16 protein-coding genes (1 of these 16 only partly in view) are annotated in these 17553 nt (G+C 70.5%); 5 read left to right on the forward strand and 11 right to left on the reverse strand.

The features are described 5' to 3' along the window. Nucleotides 1-14: 14 nt before the first annotated feature. Complete coding sequence (locus tag ACFJIT_RS16900; RefSeq protein WP_379654356.1) at nt 15-761, forward strand: gluconate 2-dehydrogenase subunit 3 family protein; 747 nt, start codon at nt 15-17, stop codon at nt 759-761. A gap of 15 nt (nt 762-776) precedes the next feature. Beyond that, a complete protein-coding gene (locus ACFJIT_RS16905) occupies nt 777-2543 on the forward strand; it encodes a GMC family oxidoreductase (protein ID WP_379654357.1) in 1767 nt (588 codons plus the stop codon). Between the two features lie 27 nt (nt 2544-2570). Here the strand turns inward: ACFJIT_RS16905 and ACFJIT_RS16910 are convergent, their stop codons facing one another. The 4 genes from ACFJIT_RS16910 to ACFJIT_RS16925 all read right to left on the reverse strand — a co-directional run bounded on the left by ACFJIT_RS16910 (nt 2571) and on the right by ACFJIT_RS16925 (nt 6345). Further along, nucleotides 2571-3683, reverse strand: coding sequence for an NADH:flavin oxidoreductase/NADH oxidase (locus tag ACFJIT_RS16910; protein ID WP_379654358.1), 1113 nt, complete (start codon nt 3681-3683; stop codon nt 2571-2573). Between the two features lie 99 nt (nt 3684-3782). Then, nucleotides 3783-4610 (reverse strand): NAD-dependent protein deacetylase, encoded by an 828-nt coding sequence (locus ACFJIT_RS16915; RefSeq protein WP_379654359.1) that lies wholly within the window; start codon nt 4608-4610, stop codon nt 3783-3785. Nucleotides 4611-4689: 79 nt separating this feature from the next. Continuing rightward, nucleotides 4690-5070 carry a VOC family protein gene (locus ACFJIT_RS16920; RefSeq protein ID WP_379654360.1) on the reverse strand — a complete coding sequence of 127 codons (381 nt, stop codon included), beginning with the start codon at nt 5068-5070 and terminating at the stop codon, nt 4690-4692. Between the two features lie 3 nt (nt 5071-5073). Beyond that, entirely contained in the window at nt 5074-6345 is a 1272-nt protein-coding gene (locus tag ACFJIT_RS16925) for an MFS transporter (RefSeq protein WP_379654361.1), read from the reverse strand. Nucleotides 6346-6448: 103 nt separating this feature from the next. On the opposite strand from ACFJIT_RS16925, the gene ACFJIT_RS16930 reads away from it, so the two are divergent. Continuing rightward, a complete protein-coding gene (locus ACFJIT_RS16930) occupies nt 6449-7360 on the forward strand; it encodes a LysR family transcriptional regulator (RefSeq protein ID WP_130520249.1) in 912 nt (303 codons plus the stop codon). A 4-nt stretch (nt 7361-7364) separates the two neighbouring features. Here the strand turns inward: ACFJIT_RS16930 and ACFJIT_RS16935 are convergent, their stop codons facing one another. Beyond that, nucleotides 7365-8483 (reverse strand): NADH:flavin oxidoreductase, encoded by a 1119-nt coding sequence (locus ACFJIT_RS16935; RefSeq protein WP_286575909.1) that lies wholly within the window; start codon nt 8481-8483, stop codon nt 7365-7367. Between the two features lie 100 nt (nt 8484-8583). Between ACFJIT_RS16935 and ACFJIT_RS16940 the strand changes: the two genes are divergently transcribed. Beyond that, the gene (locus tag ACFJIT_RS16940; RefSeq protein ID WP_130520245.1) at nt 8584-8985 is read left to right on the forward strand and encodes a helix-turn-helix domain-containing protein; all 402 of its coding nucleotides are present in this window, start codon (nt 8584-8586) and stop codon (nt 8983-8985) included. Nucleotide 8986: 1 nt separating this feature from the next. Here ACFJIT_RS16940 and acpA read toward each other — a convergent pair whose 3' ends face one another. The 4 genes from acpA to ACFJIT_RS16960 form a co-directional block, all read right to left on the reverse strand. Continuing rightward, nucleotides 8987-10693: an acid phosphatase gene (gene acpA / locus ACFJIT_RS16945; RefSeq protein ID WP_379654362.1), complete on the reverse strand. Its 1707-nt coding sequence runs from the start codon at nt 10691-10693 to the stop codon at nt 8987-8989. Nucleotides 10694-10828: 135 nt separating this feature from the next. Then, nucleotides 10829-11359, reverse strand: coding sequence for an energy transducer TonB (locus ACFJIT_RS16950; protein WP_379654363.1), 531 nt, complete (start codon nt 11357-11359; stop codon nt 10829-10831). Between the two features lie 107 nt (nt 11360-11466). Further along, entirely contained in the window at nt 11467-12528 is a 1062-nt protein-coding gene (locus tag ACFJIT_RS16955; protein ID WP_379655793.1) for an aldo/keto reductase, read from the reverse strand. A 49-nt stretch (nt 12529-12577) separates the two neighbouring features. Then, complete coding sequence (locus ACFJIT_RS16960; protein ID WP_379654364.1) at nt 12578-13801, reverse strand: MFS transporter; 1224 nt, start codon at nt 13799-13801, stop codon at nt 12578-12580. 102 nt (nt 13802-13903) lie between these two features. Here ACFJIT_RS16960 and ACFJIT_RS16965 point away from each other — a divergent pair, with 102 nt between their 5' ends. Further along, nucleotides 13904-14821, forward strand: a complete 918-nt coding sequence (locus tag ACFJIT_RS16965) for a LysR family transcriptional regulator (RefSeq protein ID WP_130532177.1) — start codon at nt 13904-13906, stop codon at nt 14819-14821. A 96-nt stretch (nt 14822-14917) separates the two neighbouring features. Here ACFJIT_RS16965 and ACFJIT_RS16970 read toward each other — a convergent pair whose 3' ends face one another. Both ACFJIT_RS16970 and ACFJIT_RS16975 read right to left on the reverse strand, forming a co-directional pair. Then, nucleotides 14918-16003, reverse strand: a complete 1086-nt coding sequence (locus ACFJIT_RS16970) for a PA0069 family radical SAM protein (protein WP_379654365.1) — start codon at nt 16001-16003, stop codon at nt 14918-14920. 196 nt (nt 16004-16199) lie between these two features. Further along, nucleotides 16200-17553, reverse strand: partial view of a VOC family protein gene (locus ACFJIT_RS16975; protein WP_379654366.1) — the 3' portion only. It continues 2 nt past the right edge of the window; 1354 of the gene's 1356 nt are visible here — the last part of the coding sequence; only part of the start codon is in view: it crosses the right edge, with 1 base visible at nt 17553; its stop codon occupies nt 16200-16202.

Consider the following 17553-nt stretch of genomic DNA (forward strand, 5'->3'; position numbering starts at 1 on the left):
CCTTGGTGACCCGCATGAACAAGTCTCCCCAGACGCCCCAGGCCGATGCGCCGACCGCGACGACCCGCCGCGCCTTCCTGCGCCTGTCGCTGGCCGTGGCCCCGGCCGCGGTCGCCCTTGGCGCGTGCGACGGCCAGCAGGGCGAGGCCGGCCGGCGCGAAGGCGCCAGCGCCGCGGATCATGCGCCTTATCAGCCCACGTATTTCAGCGCGGCCGAATGGGCCTGCCTGCAGGCCGTCGTGGCCCGCCTGATCCCCGGCGACGCCCAGGACCCGGGCGCGCTGGAGGCCGGCGTGCCCGAATACATCGACCGCCAGATGGGCACGCCCTGGGCGGCGGGGCGGCTGTGGTTCATGCAGGGGCCGTTTCAGCCCGATGCGCCGGCCACGCTGGGGTATCAGCTCCGGCTGGCGCCGCGCGAGCTCTACCGGCTGGGCCTGGCCGATCTGGACCAGGCCTGCCACGCCGCGCACGGCAAGGCCTTCGCCGAACTCGAAGCCGCGCTGCAGGACACCGTGCTGCAGCAGCTGGAAGCCGGCACGCTGGCGCTGGCGCAGGTGCCGCCCAAGGCGCTGTTCGGCCTGCTGCTGGCCAACGCGCGCGAGGGCTTCTTCAGCGATCCGCGCCATGGCGGCAACCGCGACCTGGTGGGCTGGAAGCTGATCGGCTTCCCCGGCGCGCGCGCGGACTTCATGGACTGGGTCGAGCGCGACGTGGCCTATCCGCTGCCGCCGGTGTCCATCGACGGGGTGCGGGGCTGAGCCATGGCGATCACGATGAAGAAGACCGATGTGGTGGTGGTGGGCTTCGGCTGGGCCGGGTCGATCATGGCGCGTGAGCTGACCGAGGCCGGCCTGCGCGTGGTCGCGCTGGAACGCGGCGCGGCGCGCGACACCCAGCCCGACGGCGCCTACCCGGGCACGCTGGACGAGCTGACCTACAGCGTGCGCAAGAAGCTGTTCCAGGATTTGTCGCGCAGCACCGTGACGATCCGCCATACCGAGGCGGATACCGCGCTGCCGTATCGGCAGCTCGGCGCTTTCCTGCCTGGCGATGGCGTCGGCGGCGCCGGCCTGCACTGGTCCGGCGTGCACTTCCGCGTCGACCCGGTGGAGCTGAAGCTGCGCAGCCATTACGAGCAGCGCTACGGCAAGCGCTTCATCCCCGAGGGCATGACCATCCAGGACTTCGGCGTGAGCTACGAGGAGCTGGAGCCGCACTTCGACTTCGCCGAGAAGGTGTTCGGCACCTCCGGCAGCGCCTGGAGCGTGCAGGGCGAAGTGGTGGGGCGGGACAAGGGCGGCAATCCGCTCGCGCCGGACCGCTCGGCGCCGTTCCCGCTGCCGGCGCAGAAGCGCACCGTCTCGGCGCAGCGCTTCTTCTCGGCTGCCGCCGGGCTGGGCTATCACCCCTACGACATGCCCTCGGCCAATGCGTCCGGCCCCTATACCAACCCCTACGGTTGCCAGATGGGCACGTGCAACTTCTGCGGCTATTGCAGCGGCTATGCCTGCTACAACTATTCCAAGGCCTCGCCCAACGTCAACGTATGGCCGGCGCTGCGCCAGCAGCCGCTGTTCGAGCTGCGCACGCATTGCGAGGTGACCCGGGTGGAGCTGGCGCCCGATCGCAAGACCGCGGCCGGGGTGACCTACGTCGACGCGCAGGGGCGTGAGGTGTTCCAGCCCGCCGATCTGGTGATCGTCTCGGCCTTCCAGTTCCACAACGTGCGTCTGCTGCTGCTCTCGGGCATCGGCACGCCCTACGACCCGGCCAGCAACACCGGCGTGGTCGGGCGCAACTTCGCCTACCAGAACATGGCCACGGTCAAGGCGTTCTTCGGCCGGGACGTGCACAGCAACGAGTTCATCGGCGCCGGCGGCAACGGCGTGGCGATCGACGACTTCAACGCCGATCACTTCGATCATGCGGCGGCCGGCTTCGTCGGCGGCTCACCGATGTGGGTCAACCAGGCGGGGGTCAAGCCGATCAGCGGCATCGCGCTGCCGGCGGGCACGCCGGGCTGGGGCCAGGCGTGGAAGCGCGCGGTGGCCGAGCACTACACCCACACCGTGTCGATGGACGCGCACGGCGCGCACATGAGCTATCGCAGCAACTACCTCAGCCTGGACCCGACCTATACCGACGTCCACGGCCTGCCGCTGCTGCGCATGACCTTCGACTGGCAGGAGAACGACACGCGCATGGCGCGCTTCATGGCCGACAAGCTCGACGGCATCGCCAAGGCGATGGGCCCGGCCTCCACCTGCAAGCTGGTGCGCGACTTCGGCGATCACTTCGATACCACCAGCTACCAGACCACGCATCTGAACGGCGGCGCGATCATGGGCACCGACCCGGGCACCAGCGTGCTCAACCGGTATCTGCAGAGCTGGGACGTGCACAACGTCTTCGTCCCCGGTGCGTCGGCCTTCCCGCAGGGGCTGGGCTACAACCCCACCGGGCTGGTGGCCGCGCTGACCTATTGGTCGGCGAAGGCCATTCGCGATCGGTACCTGTCCTCGCCACGCGCGTTGGCGTAACCAACGCGCGTCTCGGCACGGATGGCCTCAGCGCGGCTTGAACACGCCGCGCGCATCGCGCGGCTCGCTGCGCAGGTACTGCGAGGCGATCGGCAGGGTCGCGCCCAACGCCACCGCCGCGTGCCAGGGCCAGCGCGGGTCGTACAGCGCGGCGCGGGCGATGGCCACCGCATCGGCCTTGCCTTCGGCCACGATGCGCTCGGCGTGCGCCGGCTCGGTGATCAGGCCGACCGCGACCACCGGCATGGTCGACAGCGCCGCCTTGATGTCGCGGGCGAACGGCACCTGATAGCCGGGTTCCACCGGAATCTGCTGGCGCGGATCCAAGCCACCGCTGGACACGTGCAGATAGCTGCAGCCGCGCGCTTCCAGCGCCTGCGCCAGGGTGATGATCTGCGCCACGTCCCAGCCGCCTTCGACCCAGTCGCTGGCCGAGATGCGCATGCCGACCGCCATGCTGTCCGGCACCGCGGCGCGCACCGCGTCGAACACCTGCAGCGGCAGGCGCAGGCGGTTCTCCAGCGAGCCGCCATAGGCATCGGTGCGATCGTTGCTCAGCGGCGAAAGGAACTGGTGCAGCAGATAGCCGTGCGCGCCGTGCAGCTCGATCAGGTCGAAGCCCAGCCGGTGCGCGCGCTGCGCGCTGTCGACGAAGGCCTGCACGATCGCCTCGATGCCGGCCTCGTCCAGGCGCTGCGGCGCCGGCTCGCCGTCCTCGTACGGACGATCGGTGGAGGAGACGGTCTGCCAGCCGTGCGGCGCATCCGGCGCGATGGCCGCGCCATCGTGCTCCCACGGCTTGTGGGTGGAGCCCTTGCGCCCGGCGTGGGCCAGCTGGATGCCGAGCCGGATCGGCGACCAGCGCCGGATGCCTTCGACCACGGGGCGCAGGGCCTGCTCGGTGGCGTCGTCCCACAGGCCCAGATCGGCCCAGGAAATGCGCCCGCGCGCCTCGACCGCGGTGGCTTCCAGGATCAGCAGGCCGGCGCCGGACTGCGCCAGATGACCTAGATGCATGGCGTGCCAGGCATTGGCCTGTCCATTGTCATCATCACAGGAGTACTGGCACATCGGCGCGATGACGATGCGGTTGTCCAACGACAGCGGCCCCAGGGACAGGGGCGAAAACAGCGTGCTCACGAAGTGTGGCCTTACAACGGGGGGAGAGCACACATTGCAACGCGCGGCGTTAGCACCCCGCAAGCGCACCGCTGGATCAGCCTGTCGCGCGCACGACGCTCAGGCCGTCACACCGTCCTCGAGAAAGGCCAGCGCCTGCGCGCAGTCGTGCTGCACCTTCAGCGTGAGCAACTCGTCGGCGCGCGTGCGGCCGTGGTTGAGCGCGGCCACCGGCAGGCCGGCCGCATGCGCCCACTGCACGAAGCGCAGGCCCGAGTACACCATCAGCGAAGAGCCCACCACCAGCAGCGCATCGCTGCGTTCCAGCGCCTCGCGCGCGGCGGCCACGCGCTCGCGCGGCACGTTCTCGCCGAAGAACACCACGTCCGGCTTCAGCACGCCGCCGCAATGCGCGCAGGCCGGGATGTCGAACGCCGCGAAGTCCACGCCCTCCAGATCCGCATCGCCATCGGGCGCGATGCCGGCGTGATGCCGGTCCCAGCCTGGATTGCGCGCGACCAGCTCGGCCTGGAAGTCCTGACGCGGCGTGCGTCGCTCGCAGCCCATGCAGCGCACCTCATCCAGCCGGCCATGCAGATCGATCACCTGGCGGCTGCCGGCGGCCTGGTGCAGGCGGTCCACGTTCTGGGTGAGCAGCAGCGAGACCTGCCCGCGCGCCTCCAGCGCCGCCAGCGCACGATGCACGCCGTTGGGCCGCGCGGCGCCGAAGCGCGGCCAGCCGACCAGGCTGCGCGCCCAGTAGCGCTGGCGCGTGGCCAGCTCGCCCATGAAGGCCTGATAGGTCACCGGCTGCGGCCGCTTCCACGCGCCGTCGCGGTCGCGGTAATCGGGAATGCCCGAATCGGTGCTGCAGCCCGCGCCGGTCAGCACGAACAGACGCTCGTGGCGTTCGATGAAATCGCGGAGGGCGGGGTGCGGGACGTTCATGCGGGCCTGACCGGGCTGGCGTGTGTCCTATCTTGGGGGCGCACCACGACACCGCAAGGACAGGCCCGTGCGGCGCGCGTCAGGCCGGGCGACTGATCTCGATCAGGTTGTCGTCCGGGTCGCGGAAGTACAGCGAGGTGATCGGCCCGGTGGCGCCCGTGCGCGCGACCGGGCCTTGCGCGATGACCACGCCCAGCGCCTGCAGCTGCGCCTGGGCCTGCTCGATCGGCGTGTCGATCAGCAGGCACAGGTCGCCCGAGCCCGGGGTGGGCCTGCGCGCCTTGGGTTCGAACTCATGCCCATGCCGGTGCAGGTTGATCTTCTGCCGACCGAAGGCCAGCGCCTTGCGGCCCTGGCCGAAGGTGATCACCTCCATGCCCAGCACGCGCGCATAGAAGGCGCAGCTGGCCTCGACGTCGGCAACGGTCAGCACCAGGTGGTCCAGGCGTTCGACTTTCATCGCTCATTCTCCTCTGGGCGGATGCGGCCCGAAGCGTCCGTAGGGTCTGCTGTCGTCGGCGCCCTTGCGCAGCACCTGCGCGGCCAGCAGCGCCAGCGCCTGCAGCGCCAGGCAGAAGATCACCAGCGCGCCCCAGCCGCCGTGCTGCCAGAACCAGCCGCTGACCGAGCCGATCACGCTGGAGCCGATGTAGTAGGCCAGCAGATACAGCGAGGCCGCGTGGCTCTTGCTGGCCTTGCCCAGCCGGCCGACCCAGGCGCTGGCGGCCGAGTGGGCGATGAAGAAGCCGATGGTCAGCAGCACGATGCCGAAGATCACCAGCCACAGGACATGCGACAGCGTCATCGCCACCCCGACGATCGCGCAGACCGTGCCGGCCAGCACCACCGGCCCGCGGCCGAAGCGATCCGAGGCCGATCCGGCCACCGAGGACGAGACGATGCCGAACACATAGGCCGAGAAGATCAGGCCGATCTGGCTCTGGCTCAGGCCGAACTCCGGCCCGCCCAGGCGGAAGCCTGCGTAGTTGTAGACGCTGACGAAGGTGCCCATCAGCAGGAACGGGATCGCGAACAGCCACGGCAGATAGCGGTCGCGCAGATGCCCGCCCCAGGCCTGCACGTGGTAGCCCAGTCGCACCCCGGTCTTGCGCACGAAGTTGCGCGAGGGCGGCAACAGCAGCACGAAGCCGATCGCCACCAGCAGGTCGACCGCGCTGAGCGTGGCCAGCGCCGTGCGCCAGCCCAGGTGGTCGGTCAGCACGCTCATGCCGATCCGGCCCATCATCCCGCCGAAGGCGTTGCCGGCCACGTACAGGCCGGTGGCCGCGCCCAGCTTGTGGCCCGGCAGCTCCTCGGCCAGGTAGACCATGGCCACCGCCGGCACGCCGCCCAGCGCGATGCCCGAGAGCATGCGCACCACCACCAGCGACTCCCAGTGCGGCAGGAAGGCGGCCACGCCGTTGAGCACCGCGGCCAGCGCGATGGAGGCGAACATCAGCCCGCGCCGGCCCAGGTTCTCCGACACCGCGCCGGCGCAGAAGATCGCCACGGCCAGCCCACCGGTGGCCAGCGACAGCGGCAGCGAGCTGGCGGCCGCGCTCACCCCGAAGCTCCTGGCGAACTCCGGCAGCAGCGGCTGCACGCTGTAGAGCAGCGAGAAGGTGGCGAACCCGGCCAAAAACAGCGCCAGGCGGATGCGCCCCAGCGGCAGGGGCGTGTCGAGGTCGGCGGGCGCTGGACCTGCGTCCAGGGCGGGGGCGGAAGCGCGGGGCATGGCGAACGAAGCTGGAGCAGGGGGAGGGCAGTATCTGACCGCCGTAACCATGCGTCCAATATATGATGCCGGCAGTCGCCATACGTCCCACATATGGAGTCCCATGGAGCTGCGACACTTGCGCTACTTCCTGGCCGTGGCCGAGGAAGCCAACTTCACCCGCGCCGCCGCGCGCGTCGGCATCGGCCAGCCGCCGTTGAGCCAGCAGATCCAGGCGCTGGAGAAGGAACTGGGCACGCCGCTGTTCGTGCGCACCCCCCACGGCGCCCAGCTGACCGACGCCGGGCAGGCCTTCCTGCTGGAGGTGCGGCGCGTGCTGGTCGATGTCGAGCGCGCCGCCGACAGCGCGCGCCGGGCCGCGCGCGGCGAGAGCGGCCGCCTGCGGCTGGGCTTCACCGCCTCGGCCGCGTTCAATCCGGTCGTGCCGCAGCTGATCCGCGACTACCGTCGCGCCTGGCCCGCGGTCGAACTGGCGCTGGAGGAGACCAACACCGCCGGCCTGCTCGATGGCCTGGCCCAGGGCCGGCTGGATGCGGCCTTCATCCGCTACAGCGTGGCCACCCCGCCGGAGCTGGCGCTGATCCGCTTCCCCGACGAGCCGATGAAGATCGCCGTGCCGGCCGCGCATCCGCTGGCGGCCCGGCGCAGCGCGCCGCTGTCGGTGCTGGCCGGCGAGCCCTTCATCCTGTTCCCGCGCAGCTTCGGCACCAGCCTGTACGACGAGATCCTGTCCGCCTGCCGCCAGGCCGGCTTCAGCGTGGCCATCACCCAGGAGGCGCCGCAGATGTCCTCCATCGTCAACCTGGTCGCGGCCGAGCTGGGCGTGTCGGTGGTGCCCGAATCCACCGCCCAGCTGCAGCTGCCGGGCGTGCGCTACCTGGACATCGAGGGCCCGGTGCCGATGGCGCGGCTGGCGCTGGCGGCCATGCCTACCCAAGCCCATACCCCGCCACCGTTGCGCCATCTGCTGGCGCTGGCGCGCGGCGCCGACCCGATGCAGGCCGGCGCCGCCTGAGCGATCAGTCCAGCCGGCCCAGCGCCGCGGCGTCGAAGTCGCGCAGCTCGTCGGTGGCGCCGCGGTGGATCTTCTCCGCCCAGCGCGCGTCGCTCAGCAGCGCACGGCCGACGGCGATCAGATCGAACTCCTCGCGCTCCATGCGGGCCACCAGCCGGTCCAGGCCGACCGCGCTGGAGCCCTCGCCGCCGAAGGCGCCCATGAAGTCGCCCGACAGGCCGACCGAGCCCACGCTGATCGTCGCTGCGCCGGTGAGCTTCTTCGCCCAGCCGGCGAAGTTGAGCCCGTCGGCCCCGTCGATCTCCGGGAATTCGGCCTCCCAGAAGCGCCGCTGCGAGCAATGCAGCACGTCCACGCCGGCCTCCACCAGCGGCACCAGCCAGGCAGCCATCGCCTCGGGCGTGTCGGCCAGGCGCGCGCTGTAGTCCTGCTGCTTCCACTGGCTCAGGCGCAGGATGATCGGGAAGTCGGGCCCCACGGCCGCGCGCATGGCCTGCACCACCTCGACGGCGAAACGCGAACGCTCGGCCAGCGTGGCGCCGCCGTAGCGATCGTCGCGCGTGTTGGTCGGCGCCCAGAAGAACTGGTCGAGCAGATAGCCGTGTGCGCCATGGATCTCCAGCGTGTCGAAGCCCAGGGCCTGGGTGTCGGCCGCCGCGCGCGCATAGGCGGCGATGGTGTCGGCGATGTCCTCCTCGGTCATCGCCCGGCCGCGCGGCTTGCCCGGCGCCTCCAGGCCCGACGGACTCTCGACGCCGTCCTGCTCCCACGCCGTCTGGAAGCTCTGCACCGCGCCGACATGCCACAGCTGCGGGCCCATCCGGCCACCGGCCTGGTGCACCCCGTCGATCACCGCACGCCAGCCGGCCAGCGCCGCCTGCCCGTGGAAGACCGGGATGCCCGGGTCGTTGCGCGCGCCCGGCCGGTCCACGACCGTGCCCTCGGACAGGATCAGGCCGACCTGGTGTTCGGCGCGACGCCGGTAATAGGCCGCCACGTCGGGGCCAGGCACGCCCTCAGGCGAGAACGCGCGCGTCATCGGCGCCATCACGATGCGATTCTTCAGCGCCAGCGACTTGACCTGGAAAGGGCGGAACAGCACCTGCGCAGCAGCAGAGGACATGGACGACTCCGTGGGGAAGGAAGGCGCAAGAGGGTATATTTCGTATACCAGGTGTCAATCAGGCACCCTCAAGCGACCAGGTATCTCCGAGGAAACCACCATGCACGCACCACAGCCCCAGGTGCTCTCCGCCGCCGATTGCCCCAGCCGCCTGCTGCTGGACCAGATCGCCGACAAGTGGTCGGTGCTGGTGCTGGCCGCCCTCTGCCGCCAGCCGCTGCGCTTCAACATGCTCAAGCGCACGCTGGAAGGCATCACCCAGAAGGCGCTCACCCAGACCCTGCGCCGGCTGGAGCGCAACGGCATCATCGAGCGCCGCGTGGTCACCGCCTCGCCGATCGCGGTGGAGTACCGCATCACCGCGCTGGGCCGCACGCTCAAGGCGCCGTTCGAGGCGCTGCACGCCTGGACCCGCGAGCACCTGCCCGACGTCGAGCGGGCGCGCGAGGCCTTCGACGCCCGCGAGCAGGCGCAAACGCTGCCCGCGGCCGCCAACGACTGATTCAAGCCTGGTTGAAATCCAGCGCGCCGGTCAGATCGCCCGGCGGCGGGCCGCCGGCGGCGACCATCGCGTCCTCGCGCAGCTTCAGGCCCGGCAGTTTCTCCAGGCCGAAGCGGCGCGTGATCAGGCGCGCGATCGAGCCGGTGTCGTAGATCGTGTGGTCCACATGCCCGCGCTTGGCGAAGGGCGAGATCACCAGCGCGGGGATGCGCGTGCCAGGCCCCCAGCGATCGCCCTTGGGCGGCGCCACGTGGTCCCACCAGCCGCCGTTCTCGTCGAAGGTGATCACCACGACCATCTGCTTCCACTGCGGGCTGTTCTGCAGGGCGTGCACGATCGCCGCCAGGTGCCGGTCGCCGGCCTCGATGTCCGAGTAGCCGGCATGCATGTTGAGATTGCCCTGCGGCTTGTAGAACGCCACTGGCGGCAGCTTGCCGGCCTGCGCGTCGGCGATGAACTTGTTGGTCGCCGCGGTCTCGCCCAGGCCGCCATCGCGCAGGTGCTGCTTGCGCGCCGCGCTGCCCGGCGCCAGCGAGGCGAAGTAGTTCAGCGGCTGGTGATGCGCCTGGAAGTTGGGATGGCTGGGGAAGCTGCCGTCGTTGCTGTCGCCCATACCGTCCAGCGCCGCCTGGAACGCACCGGCGTACCAGGCCCAGTCCACGCCCTTGGCGCTCAGCATGTCGCCGATGTGCTTGTGCGACTGCGGCGGGCAGGTGTTGGCGCTGCTGGCATCGGCCAGCGCGGGGTTGGCCTTGTCCACGTTGAAGCCCGGCGAGTACGGCGGCCCGATCGTGTTGACTGCCCAGTAGTCCGGCGTCAGCGTCGGGCGCGAGGTGAACTTGGCCACGCCGTCCATCGCGCTGGCCGGGCTGTTCTCGGCCGGGATCAGCGCCTTGCCGTCGGGCTTGCCGTCGGCGGTCTTGGCGATGTGCAGCTTGGCCGGACTCTTGTCGGCGTCCGGATAGAACGGCGGCTGCGCGGCGACCAGGTACTGGTGGTTGAGGAACGAGCCGCCGAAGGCGCCCATGAAGAAGTTGTCGCACAGCGTGTACTGCTGGGCCAGCCGCCACAGGCGCAGGTTCACCGCCGTGTCGGCGTAGTGCCCCATCAGCAGCGCGCCGGTGTCGCCCCAGGCGACGAAGCCATCGTTCTTGCCGCCGTTGATCTGCATCTGGTTGCGGTAGAACTCGTGCACCAGGTCGCGCGTGACCACGCCGTGCGGCAGCGGCTCGCCGGCCGGCGTGCGCAGCGCGAACGGCGCGTTGGGCAGGCCGGTGATGTCCTCCTGCTTGATCTGATAGCTGCGGTGATTGACCACCTGGGCATCGGGGACCATGCCGTCCCAGATCGGCGGCAGGGTCTTGAGCGGCGTGCCGTCGCGGTCCTTCTGCACCGCCTTGGCCGGATCGAGCGCCTTCAGCGGCTGCTGCAGTCCCGGGAAGTCGGCGAACAGGTTGTTGAAGCTGCGGTTCTCCGCATAGAGCACCACGATGGTCTGCACCTGCTCGCGCAGTTGGGCATCGGTGACCGGCGTGGCCGCGCGGCCGCCGGCCTTGGCCGAAGCGGCGGCTGCGGTGCCGGCGGTCTTGGCGGCGGCCTCGCCGCCCAGCCCCAGCGCGGCGCCCGCGGCGGCAAGCCCGCCCAGCAACCGGCGGCGCTGCGGATCGGAGGGAGAGGACTCGGGCAAATCGTCGTCGTGCTGGCTCATCGTGGACTCTGTGCGGAAAACGAAGAAGGCGCTCCTCTCGGAGCGCCCCCTAGTGTGCAGAGTCTTGATGACCGTCGTCAGGCACGAAGGTCATGCCGTGGGCGGCCGGTCACATTGGCAGGCTTGTCCTGGCGGTCAAGCGCGCTTTGAACCGGAAGTCGCGGGCGGCTGAGAGGGCTGCTGCGGAGGCGGCGACGGCGGGGTGTGCAGTTCGCGATTGAATTGCGGCGGCATGGCCTGGCGCGGCGTGGACGGGCCGCGGAAATCGTCCACCAAGGCATAGCGGTCGCCATCGAGTCGCCAGAACCAGGCGCCGAAAGGCACCTGCTTGCCATCCACCGGCACGAACTTCGCGGCGTACCGGCCATCCTCCATCGGCGTGAGATTCAGTTTCATCCGCAGCACCATCTGGCTGTTGACCGGATGGTCGTCGCGCAGCGCCGGCGCCACGATGGCTTCATCGAGGTTCTTGCGAAGCAGCCGGTTCATCGACGGCTTCAAGGTCTGCGAAGCCTGTACCCGGGTGATCTTGCCTTGGCTGTTCACCGAAACCAGCACAGGGACCACACCTTCTTCGAAGCGGGCCACGGTCAGTTCCGTGGCGGCGCAGCCAAAACTCGCAAGCGCGAGAGCGCCTGCGCATAACCGTGCAAGAGAGCGTTCCATCTTCGAACTCCTTGTCAATCGAGGGAAACGAGCGTTGGTCGAAGCAGCCGCCAGCTCCGTGCTCACGAAGCATCGCCTTCCCGAATCTACTCCGCCCAGGCTGCTTGTCAAATCGCCGCAGGTGTGGTTGCGGCGGCGGCAACCGCCACCGGACTGCGCTCGGCGAACTGTCCGCGCCAGTACGGGTAATACGGATACGGCGGCTCCACCGCGCTGGCGGCGTCCAGGCGGGCGATCTGCTCGGCGGTCAGCGACCAGCCGACCGCGCCCAGGTTGTCGCGCAGCTGCGCCTCGGTGCGCGCCCCGATCAGCACGCTGCTCACGGTCGGACGCTGCAGCAGCCAGTTGATCGCCACCTGCGGCACCGTGCGGCCGGTCTCGGCGGCGATCGCGTCGAGCACATCGACGATGGCGAACAGGCGCTCATCGCCGATCGCCGGCGCGAACGCGGCCGTGTCGTGCAGCCGGCTCTGCGCGGGCAGCGGCTCGCCTCGGCGCAGGCGGCCGGTCAGGCGGCCCCAGCCCAGTGGGCTCCACACCACCGCGCCCAGGCCCTGGTCCAGGCCCAGCGGCATCAGCTCCCACTCGTAATCGCGCCCGGCCAGCGAGTAATAGGTCTGATTGGCGACGAAGCGGCTCCAGCCCCGCGCGTCGGCCACCGCCAGCGACTTCATCAGCTGCCAGCCGGCGTAGTTGGACGCGCCCAGGTAACGGACCTTGCCGGCCCTGACCAGGCCGTCGAGCGTGGACAGGGTTTCCTCCACCGGCGTCATCGCATCGAAGGCATGCAGCTGCAGCAGATCGATGTAGTCGGTGCGTAGCCGTCGAAGCGAGTCGTCGACCGCGCGCAGCAGGCGCAGGCGCGAGGCGCCGGCGTCGTTGGGCCCCGCGCCCAGACGCAGCCCGGTCTTGGTCGAAATCAATGCCCGCTCGCGGCGCCCGGCCAGCGCCGCGCCCAGGATCTCCTCGGATGCACCGTCCGAGTACACGTCGGCCGTATCGAACAGATTGGCGCCGGCCTCCAGGCACAGATCGACCAGGCGCCTGGCCTGCTCGACGCCGGTATCGCCCCAGGCCGAGAACAGCGGCCCCTTGCCGCCGAAGGTGCCGGCACCGAAGCCCAGCACGGGCACCTTGAGGCCGGAGCGGCCAAGCAGTCGGGTTTCCATCGACATGCGCGTGATCCTGTATCGAGAAGAGGGAGTGTCGTGACCAGGCTCAGCGAGCCTGTTCGCTTTCGAGGGGTTGAGGGCAGGCAGTGCCAGCGGCCGAGCGCGCTTCCAGACGCAGCGCCCAGGCCGCCACGACCAGCGCGGACAGCGGCACCAGCGCGCCGATCCACGGCAACGCGGTCAGGCCGGCGCCACGCGCCAGCACCACGCCACCAAGCCACGCGCCCAGCGCGTTGCCCAGGTTGAACGCGCCGATGTTCAGGCTCGAGGCCAGGCTCTGCGCGCCGCGCGCCTTCTGCAGCACCCACAGCTGCAAGGGCGAGACCGTGGCGAACGCCGCCGCGCCCAGCAGGCCGGTCAACACCACCATCGCCCAGCGGCTGTGCAGCGCCAGGCCGATCAGCCCCATCGCCACGGCCAGCGCCAGCAGCGTCCCTAGCAGCGCCGGACGCAGGCTGCGGTCGGCCAGCCGACCGCCCAGCAGGTTGCCCAGGATCATGCCGACCCCGAACACCAGCAGGATCGGCGACACCGCCGCCTCGGCGAAGCCGGTCACCTGGGTCAGCAAGGGCTGGATGTAGGTGTAGACCGTGAACATCCCGCCGAATCCCAGCACGGTCATCAGCAGGCCCAGCAGCACGGGCGTGCGCAGCACGGCCGCCGCTTCCTCGCGCAGCGAACCCGGCGCCGGCGCATTGCGGTCGTGGGGGACCAGGGTCGCGATCACCAGCGTGGCCACCACGCCGATCGCCGTCACCGCCCAGAACGTCGCCCGCGAGCCGTGGTGCAGCCCCAGCCATGCGCCGGCCGGCACGCCCAGCAGCGTGGCCACCGTCAGGCCGGTGAACATGATCGAGATCGCCGAGGCCTTGCGCGCTTCCGGCACCAGCGAGGTCGCCACCACCGCACCCACGCCGAAGAACGTGCCGTGCGCCAGCGAGGTGACCACGCGCGCGGCCATCAGCAAGGCGTAGTTCGGGGCGAGCGCACAGGCCAGGTTGCCCACGGTGAACACCACCATCAGCGCCACCAGCACCGCCTTGCGCGGCATGCGTGCGGTCGCGGCGGTCAGCACCGGCGCGCCGACGAACACGCCCAGCGCGTAGCCGGAGATCAGCAGCCCGGCGCTGGCGAGGTCGACGTGCAGATCGGTCGCGACCTGCATCAGCAGGCCCATGATCACGAATTCGGTCGTCCCGATGCCGAAGGCGCCGGCGGTCAGCGCATACACCGCCAGCGGCATGCGCGAAGGAGTCGAGGAGGCAGGCATGGGGGCGCCTTGGGGAGGGGAGCTCCACAGCCTGCGCCTGAGACCGCGCAAGAAAAACCGCTGCTATGCTGAATCACTTTCAATATTTCATTGAGAATGGCCATGGACCGCGTCGGCGACATCGCCTTGTTCCTGCGGGTGCTGGACCTGGGCTCGATCAGCGCCGCCGCCCGTCAGCTGGACCTGTCGGCCGCCGTGGCCAGCCAGCGGCTCAAGCGCCTGGAGCGCGAGCTGGGCGTGCGCCTGCTGCACCGGACCACGCGCCGCCTGCATCCCACGCCCGAGGGCCAGGCCCTGGCCGAGCGCGGCCGCGTGCTGGTCCGCGATCTGGAGGCCCTGGGCGAGGACCTGCGCGAAAGCGCCCAGCAGGTCTCGGGGACCTTGCGCGTCACCCTGTCGGCGTCGTTCGGCATGCTCTACGTCGCGCCGCTCCTGCCGGAATTCCAGCGTCTGCATCCCCGGCTGCGCGTCAGCGCGCATCTGAGCGATCACCTGGTGGACCTGGTGAAGGAAGGCTTCGACCTGGCCATCCGCATCGGCCCGCTGGCCGACTCGGGCCTTTACGCGCGCAGTCTGGCCTCCAATGCGCGTGTCTTGTGTGCCTCACCCGATTACCTGCGCCGGATGGGCACGCCCAGGACGCCGGCCGACCTGGCCACCCACGATGGCGTGCTGCTGATGGGGCGCGACGGCCGCCAGGATGTCTGGACCCTGGTCGGCCCAGACCGGCAGAGCGTGCGCGTGCGCATGGCCAGCCGTTTCGAGAGCAATTTCGGCGAAGTCCTGCGCGAGGCCGTGCTCGCCGGGCAGGGCATCGCCGTGCACTCGCTCTGGCATGTCGCCGCCGACCTGCGCGCCGGGCGGCTGGTCGCGGTGCTGCCCGACTGGCGCCCGCCGGTCACGTCTATCAGCGCCGTCACCCCGGCGCGGCTGCAACCGCCGCGGGTGCGGCGGTTCGTCGAATTCCTGACCGCCCGGCTGGGCGACCCGCCGCCGTGGGAGCGGCTGGAAGCGCCGTGAAGCCCTCAGCGCAGGCTTTGCAGTGAGGCATCCCGCGCCGCGGCAAGGCTGTGGCGAGGCGAGATCGGCAGCGCTGCGGTTCGCGAACGCAAGCGCTCAGAACAACACACCCTGCGGCGATGCCGGCCGCGGCGGCAGCGGCCTGACGAAGCGGCTGCAGTCCAGGCTGCGGCGGGGAGTATCGGCATAGCCCAGGCGCTTGTGCGCCAAGGCGAAGCGCCGCGCCAGCAGGTCGGCATACACTCCTTGGCCACGCATGCGCTTGCCGAAGGCGCTGTCGTAGTCCTTGCCACCGCGCGCCTGACGCACCGTGCTCATCACGTGCGCGGCGCGGTCGGGATGGTGCGCCTGCAGCCAGTCACGGAACAGCGGCGCCACTTCGTGCGGCAGGCGGAGCAGCACGTAGCCGGCGGTCTCGGCGCCGGCGTCGCGTGCCGCGTCCAGCACCGCTTCCAGCGCCTGGTCGTTGATCCACGGGATCACCGGCGCCACCATCACCCCGACGGGCACTCCGGCTTCGTGCAGGGTGCGCATCGCGCGCAGCCGCGCATGCGGCGCCGATGCGCGTGGCTCCAGCCTCGCCGACAGACGCGGGTCCAGCGAAGTCACCGAGAAGTGCACGCTGACCAGATTGTCGCGCGCCAGCGGCGCCAGCAGATCCAGGTCGCGCTCGACCAGCGCGTTCTTGGTGATCAGCGAGAACGGGTGGCGGGTCTCGGCGAAGACCTCGATCAGCCGACGGGTCAGTCGCAGCTTGCGCTCGATCGGCTGATAGGCGTCGGTGTTGATCCCCAGCGCGATGGGGCTGGGCACGTAGCCGGGCCTGGCCAGCTCGCGCCGCAGCAACTCCGGCGCATTGGTCTTGGCGAACAGCCGCGTCTCGAAATCCAACCCCGGCGACAGGTTCAGATAGGCGTGGCTGGGGCGGGCGAAGCAGTAGCTGCAGCCGTGCTCGCAGCCGCGGTAAGGGTTGACCGACTGCGTGAAGCCCACGTCCGGCGACTGGTTGCGACGGATGATGCTGCGCGCGGTCTCCTCGCTGACCTGCGTGCGCAATCGCGGCGCGGCGAATTCCTCGCGGTCCTCGGCATGCCAGCCGTCATCCTCGGCCTGGCTGACGGTCCGTTCGAAGCGGCCGGGCAGGTGACTGCCGGCGCCGCGGCCCTTGATGAAGTTGCTCATGTGCGCAGGCTACGCGCCCGCCATCTCGACGGATGCGACGCGGCCCGTCGGCGACGGGCGAGCCCCATCGTGACGATGTTCCGGAGCCAAGCCCTAAACGCCGCGCACCAGAGCACTGCGGTGGTGACTGCCCATGATCGCAGCGATGCGAGACCTGTCGACCTCGACCGTCGCCGTGGAAGGGCGGTCAGGCTCTTCAGCGCAGGCTTTGCAGCGAGGCCTCCTGCAGCGCCGCGTAGATCGCGAACTCATCGGCCACGGGCGCCCCCAGCGCTGCCTCGAACTCGGCCCGACGCGCATTGGCCGCATAGGCATGCTGCTCGGCCCCGCCCAGGTTCGACTGGAAGATGCCGGCCGCGCTGACCGGCAGGAAATCCTCGTAGACGATCGGGTCGGCCGTGGCCAGGCCGCGTGCGATCAGCACCTCGGCCGGCGCATCGCGCTCGGCCGCCGGCGCCGCGCGCCCGCGCCCGGTCAGCGCGTAGCGGAAGTAGCCCAGGCCCTCGCGCCGCAGCGTGTCCAGATCATCGGGGAACTGCGCGAACGCCGCCGCCAGCCGCGCCGGATAGTCCGCACCGGTGCTGCCGGCGCCGGCATCGCGCGCCTGATCCAGCAGCGCGTCGTACAGCGCCCGGCCCTTCGGCGTCAGCGCCAGGCCGCGCTGCTCGATCTCGCCGAAGCGCGCGGTATGCGTGCCGGCCTCGGCCGCCTCGCCGTTCGGGAAGGACACCGCCTCCTCCAGCGCCTTGAAGCTGGTCTGGCGCAGCAGGATCGGCACCGCGCGCGGCGGCGGGCCCTCGATCACCGCCTTGGCCTCGATCCCACGCGCCAGCATCTGCGCCTGTGCCGCATCGATGTCCAGCGTGCGCGGCGTGAGATGGTTGATATGCGGCCCGTGGAAGCACACCACGTCGGCGATCAGCCGGTGGGTGTCGCTCAGGGCCTGATAGGTGGCGCGCGAGACCGTCGCATCGCCGTGCCAGCGGAAGGTCTCCAGCGCCTCGGCGACAAAGCGCCTGGCCTCCTCCTCGCCCAGCCCGCCATCGCGTTCGTACTGCGCGATCAGCGCCCGCACGCCAGCGGTGAAGATGTCGCGCCTGGCCAGGATGTCCGCGGCCTGCGCGCGCAGCGCGGCATCGTCGATCAGCTCCAGCCGCAGCAGCGAGGTGAACACACGGAAGGGATTGGCCGCCAGCGCCTGCGCCGTGGTCGGGCGGAAGGCGGTCGAATGCACCGGCACCCCGGCGACGGACAGATCGTAGTAACCCACCGGCGCCATGCCCATCACCGCGAACAGCCGGCGCAGCATCGACAGCTCCTCGGCCGTGCCGACCCGGATCGCGCCATGACGCTCCTGATCCAGTCGCGCCCGCTCGTCGTTGCGCGTCAGCCGGTCCTCCAGGGCGGGATCGGCGCGGAGCGTCTGCGCGTTGACCTGCGCCACCAGCTCCATCAGCGTGCCGTACAGCGGCACCTCGGTGCGATACATGTCCGACATCGCCTGCGCGAACAGACTGCGGATGTGGTCGGACGACACGAACCCTTGCGAC

The sequence above is a fragment of the Pseudoxanthomonas sp. UC19_8 genome (assembly GCF_042700505.1).
GTDB lineage: Bacteria > Pseudomonadota > Gammaproteobacteria > Xanthomonadales > Xanthomonadaceae > Pseudoxanthomonas_A > Pseudoxanthomonas_A winnipegensis.

What these genes read in the sequence shown, in the direction of transcription:
- ACFJIT_RS16900 (WP_379654356.1), top strand. Translation starts at nt 15, where the DNA reads ATGAACAAGTCTCCCCAGACGCCCCAGGCCGATGCGCCGACCGCGACG.
- ACFJIT_RS16905 (WP_379654357.1), top strand. Translation starts at nt 777, where the DNA reads ATGAAGAAGACCGATGTGGTGGTGGTGGGCTTCGGCTGGGCCGGGTCG.
- ACFJIT_RS16915 (WP_379654359.1), bottom strand. Translation starts at nt 4,610, where the DNA reads ATGAACGTCCCGCACCCCGCCCTCCGCGATTTCATCGAACGCCACGAG.
- ACFJIT_RS16920 (WP_379654360.1), bottom strand. Translation starts at nt 5,070, where the DNA reads ATGAAAGTCGAACGCCTGGACCACCTGGTGCTGACCGTTGCCGACGTC.
- ACFJIT_RS16925 (WP_379654361.1), bottom strand. Translation starts at nt 6,345, where the DNA reads ATGCCCCGCGCTTCCGCCCCCGCCCTGGACGCAGGTCCAGCGCCCGCC.
- ACFJIT_RS16930 (WP_130520249.1), top strand. Translation starts at nt 6,449, where the DNA reads ATGGAGCTGCGACACTTGCGCTACTTCCTGGCCGTGGCCGAGGAAGCC.
- ACFJIT_RS16935 (WP_286575909.1), bottom strand. Translation starts at nt 8,483, where the DNA reads ATGTCCTCTGCTGCTGCGCAGGTGCTGTTCCGCCCTTTCCAGGTCAAG.
- ACFJIT_RS16940 (WP_130520245.1), top strand. Translation starts at nt 8,584, where the DNA reads ATGCACGCACCACAGCCCCAGGTGCTCTCCGCCGCCGATTGCCCCAGC.
- acpA (WP_379654362.1), bottom strand. Translation starts at nt 10,693, where the DNA reads ATGAGCCAGCACGACGACGATTTGCCCGAGTCCTCTCCCTCCGATCCG.
- ACFJIT_RS16950 (WP_379654363.1), bottom strand. Translation starts at nt 11,359, where the DNA reads ATGGAACGCTCTCTTGCACGGTTATGCGCAGGCGCTCTCGCGCTTGCG.
- ACFJIT_RS16955 (WP_379655793.1), bottom strand. Translation starts at nt 12,528, where the DNA reads ATGGAAACCCGACTGCTTGGCCGCTCCGGCCTCAAGGTGCCCGTGCTG.
- ACFJIT_RS16960 (WP_379654364.1), bottom strand. Translation starts at nt 13,801, where the DNA reads ATGCCTGCCTCCTCGACTCCTTCGCGCATGCCGCTGGCGGTGTATGCG.
- ACFJIT_RS16965 (WP_130532177.1), top strand. Translation starts at nt 13,904, where the DNA reads ATGGACCGCGTCGGCGACATCGCCTTGTTCCTGCGGGTGCTGGACCTG.
- ACFJIT_RS16970 (WP_379654365.1), bottom strand. Translation starts at nt 16,003, where the DNA reads ATGAGCAACTTCATCAAGGGCCGCGGCGCCGGCAGTCACCTGCCCGGC.